General features: G+C 67.5%; 4 protein-coding genes and 1 pseudogene. All 5 read right to left on the reverse strand.

Translation table 11 applies throughout. The features are described from left to right. Positions 1 to 195, reverse strand: a pseudogene (locus APY03_RS43780) (lytic transglycosylase domain-containing protein); the annotation flags it as partial. Further along, positions 177 to 914, reverse strand: a complete 738-nt coding sequence (locus APY03_RS14660) for a TIGR03759 family integrating conjugative element protein (protein WP_042178587.1) — start codon at positions 912 to 914, stop codon at positions 177 to 179. The pseudogene APY03_RS43780 and the gene APY03_RS14660, both read right to left, overlap by 19 nt. 12 nt (positions 915 to 926) lie before the next feature. Next, positions 927 to 1,571, reverse strand: coding sequence for a hypothetical protein (locus APY03_RS14665; protein WP_003098888.1), 645 nt, complete (start codon positions 1,569 to 1,571; stop codon positions 927 to 929). Continuing rightward, positions 1,568 to 2,167, reverse strand: a complete 600-nt coding sequence (gene pilL2 / locus APY03_RS14670; protein WP_003098890.1) for a PFGI-1 class ICE element type IV pilus protein PilL2 — start codon at positions 2,165 to 2,167, stop codon at positions 1,568 to 1,570. The genes APY03_RS14665 and pilL2 overlap by 4 nt, the downstream gene beginning before the upstream one ends. A 138-nt stretch (positions 2,168 to 2,305) precedes the next feature. Continuing rightward, a partial coding sequence (locus tag APY03_RS14675) for a helicase-related protein (protein ID WP_232324271.1) occupies positions 2,306 to 3,951 on the reverse strand: 1,646 nt, incomplete at its 5' end.

Here is a 3,951-nt window from a genome sequence, read left to right on the forward strand (position 1 = left end):
CACCAGGCGCCCGTTGCGCCGGATGCCGCTCTCCTGCAAGGCCACGGCGTAGAGCACGGTCGAGGGGATGCCTGCGCGCTGGGCGGCAAGCTGGTAAGCCGGTGGCGGAACCTCCTGGGCCAGGGCGGCAACGGCATACAGGCCGGCAGTGAGCACCAGTGCGCGCAGGGGCATGGCTACGGCTGGCGCTGCCATTGGCCGTTCACTTCGCGCACGGCGGCGGGCAGATCGCCGGGCAGGCCCAGTGACAGCCAGCGGCCGCCGTCGTGGTTGAGCGTGATGCTGCCGGCGCGCACGCGCGCCGGGTCGATCTGCGCGCGCTTGGCCCAGTCGCGGATGCGCGCGTCATCCTGGCGGCTGCCCACCATGTACAGGTCGAACTCCGCGCCCGAGGATTGCAGGCGCTGCACGAGCTGTCCGCAGGCTGCGCAGCCGTCCTTGACGAACACCGCCATGCGGCCGCTGCCGCGCAAGGGACTGCTGGATGTGCCGGCGCCCGGCTTGTCGTCGGGCAGGTTCACGCGCTGCATCCCCGGATTCAGGCGCTGCCAGGCCTCGTCGTAGGCGCGCTGGTAGGCGAGCAGCTTCTCGACGCGGCGCGCTTCCACCTGCACCTGCAGTTCCGCATAGCGGCGCCGTTCTTCGTCCGTGCGAGCTTCGATGCCCAGGGCGGACAGCGGGTCCAGGTTGGGCGAGTAGATACCCAGCGGCCCATCCATCAGCTCGCGGTAGCGTGCCCATTCTTGTGGCTGCAAGCCCCATTCGGTTGCCACCCGGTCGTCCAGCACGCGGGCGGCCAGCGGGCGCTCCTGGCTCTGTGCGTTGCGCGCCGAGGTCGTTGCGGGCTGCTGCGCCCAGGCGGGCCATTGCGACGACGCCACCAGGACCGCGAAAAGGAGGATCGACGGCTTCATGGGGTGCTCCGGTCAGGGAATCGCCACGCGGCGGGTCTGGTTGCCGGCCTGGAACACTGCGGTGTTGCCCTCGATCGCCTGCAGGCGCCACGGGCCGACCGCATCCCCGGGCAGCAGCACCTGAAGTTGGGCGGGCGTGAAGTCCCCGATGCTCGGCGCGACGGACACGCTGCGCTGGCCGGCGCGCAGTTCGGCGCCGACGACGCGGAATGGCAGCGGCGGCAGCTCGGTCTTGGAGGCGGCGGACGTGCGCGATGCGCGCCGCTGGGCGGGTGCGGTGGCACGCGCGGCGGCTTGGCGCGCCTTGATCTGCTCGACCTCCGCGCGCAGCGCCTGGAGGTCGTCGGCCGCTGCGTAGCCACTGAGAGATTTCTCGACCTGGGCCGCGCGTGCTTCCAGAATCTGGCGGGTGTCTTTGAGGTCAGCGTCCGTCGCGACGGCCGGGCGCTGCTGGATGGCCTCGATCGTCTCGGCCAAGCCAGTTGCCTGCGCTTCCAGGCGTTGCAGGCGGGAATCCAGCCGCTCCTGGTCGGCCTGGTCGCTGAGGGCCTGGTAGCCCAGGGCCGCCAAGACGCTGAGGAAGATCAACCAGAGCCACATCAGGCTCTGCACCACCACGGCGGCGGTCGATCGCTGGGCAGGTTGCGGGGCGTTCATGGCTGGCCTCCCGAAACCATGGGTGCCAGCGGGAACGTCTGCACCGCCTCGGTGGCGGGTGGCTCGGATGGGGACTCGGCGACCGCGCGATCGCCGGGCCGCTCGAAGCAGATTTGCCGTGCGCGGTCATCCGCGTGCAGTTCCCAGGCCGGGCCAGCCAGCGTGAGCAGCGCATCGCGCAAGGTCATGGGGCCGAGGTGCAGGTGTACCGCCGGCAACGGCAGCGCGTACAGCTCGATCACGGCATGCGCGGTCTGGCACAGGCCATAGCCGCTGCGTTTGAGCACGTGCCGAAGCCCATCCCCGACCGTGGCGCGGGCATCCTCGGGCATGGACACGTCGATGGTCTGCAACAACAGGTCGCGCTGCGCCGCCATGGGTGCCAGTTCGACCAGTGTGTAGCGGGCGTAGCGCACGACCGGGATGTACTCGGAAGCCTCGGGTTCAGGCGCGGCCAAGACTTCCGCGATGGTGTCGGGCGCGACCGGCGCAGTCGTCGTCGCGCAGCCACCGGCCAGCACCGACCACAGCAGGCCGAGAAATCCCGCCAGAAGGCGGCGTTCGGGATAGTGAAACCACGGTGGAGAGGGGCACATAGCTCGGCGTCCTGAAACATCCAGCCCTCACCATCGCCGCTCAGGCCGCGAGCGGCAGCAAACAATGCGAACCAGGCAGCGTCCGATTTACCGGGAGCGGCAAAAAAAACGGCCCCGAAGGGCCGTAAGTGGAACGTGTCATGCGGCGACAAGCTGCCGGGCCAGTGCGACCTCGACGGAATCACCGTCCTGGTTCAGGACATCGAGCCCGGATTCGGGCACGTCGCCCGAGGTGGACTGCGAGACCATGATCTTCTTGGCCATCAGCTCCAGGCAGGTCATCTGCGAGGAACCGGCGTAGCCGAGGTAGATCACACGCACGGGCTGCTTCTGCCCGATGCGCCAGGAGCGGCGTGCCGCCTGCTGGAGCGAGTACACGTTGTAGCCCGACTGCATGAACACGATCGTCGGGAACTCCAACAGGTCCAGCCCCGTCTTGACCAACTCGGGGTTGGTGATGAGCACGTCGATGCCACGGTCCAGTTGCTCGGCGATCCAGTCTTCGCGGCGGCTGGCATCCACGCTCGCGCGCAGCACCGCCACCTTGAAGCCTTCCTGCTCCAGCAGCACCTTCAGACGCGACGTGGTGTCGCGCGTGCCGGTATAGACCGTGTAGGCCAGGACCTTGCGGCCCTGCGCCTTCTCCTCTTTGCAGATGTCGATCAGCTCACGCTCCTTGGGGCTGATCTCGAACTCGTTGAACTGAGCCGGGACAAACGCCAAGGTGTTGCGCGTGCGCGGATGCACCACGGTCTCCGACCGGAAGCAGCAATCCGGCCAGGCCAGCAGCACGTTGAGGACCACGCCCAGCAAGGTCGTATCGCGTCGCGCCAGAGCCTGTTTCAGCTCCGCGGTCAGCCGACCCGCCAGATCGCGGTAGGCCGCGGCTTGCGCCGTGTCCATCGCGACTTCACGGAACTCCTCGTCATACGGCGGCAGGACGTTGCCGCCGATGTCCTTGAGCTTGAGGAAGATCGTGAATGGCAGGATGCAGCGCAAGACGCCCTTGGGGCCGAAGCCCGGGGCCTTGACCGTGCGCACCGATACCTTGGTGCCCTTGGCCGTCTTGTGCGCCGTGCCGGTGCTCTCGGAGTAGATGTCCTTCAACACCCCGTGATCGCGCATGAACGCCATCGCAGCCGAGGTCATGCTGCCGCTCGTGGTCGGGCGGTAGCCGTCTTCGATCATCCGCCCCGGAAGGGCTCGGAACAGCAGGTGAAAAAGATCATCACCGTAGCCGCCCATCAGCGTGCCAGTCAGCAGCAAGGTCTTGCGAGCCTTCGCCGCCAGCACGCCCATGGCCTGGCCCTGGGCACTGCCACCGTTCTTGTACTCATGCGCTTCATCAGCGATGAGCAGGTCGAACGTACCTTGCGGCAAGTACCTCTTGATGAACTCCGAGGGTTGATAACCGCCCTCGCCAAAGCCGAACTCCATGTTGGCCATCGCACGTTCCATGCGCGTGGCTTGACGGTCGGAAAACACCAGCTCGCCGTTGCCATCCATGAGGTTGATGAACTCGTGGATGTTGTCGCCCAGCATCGAGGCCAGGAAGCCGTCACCGAACTTCTGCATCAGCTTCTGCGCAGTGACTTCCCCGATGGTCGGGATGCGCTTCAGGGCTTTGAGGACGGCCGAGGACTGGTCGCTGCCGGACAGGCTGCGCGGGCGGATCAGCGTCCACAGGGGCGCAGCGCAATGGCTGCACTTCCTGCGGTACTCCTCGGCTTCGAGCGCGACCGGGTTGACCGGCTCGCCGTCGAGGTCGGTGATGACCGTGCCGC

It is taken from the genome of Variovorax sp. WDL1 (assembly GCF_001541225.1).
GTDB lineage: Bacteria > Pseudomonadota > Gammaproteobacteria > Burkholderiales > Burkholderiaceae_C > Variovorax.

Excerpts from the sequence above, each read along its gene's own strand:
- APY03_RS14660 (WP_042178587.1), bottom strand. The coding sequence starts at position 914 with ATGAAGCCGTCGATCCTCCTTTTCGCGGTCCTGGTGGCGTCGTCGCAA.
- APY03_RS14665 (WP_003098888.1), bottom strand. The coding sequence starts at position 1,571 with ATGAACGCCCCGCAACCTGCCCAGCGATCGACCGCCGCCGTGGTGGTG.
- pilL2 (WP_003098890.1), bottom strand. The coding sequence starts at position 2,167 with ATGTGCCCCTCTCCACCGTGGTTTCACTATCCCGAACGCCGCCTTCTG.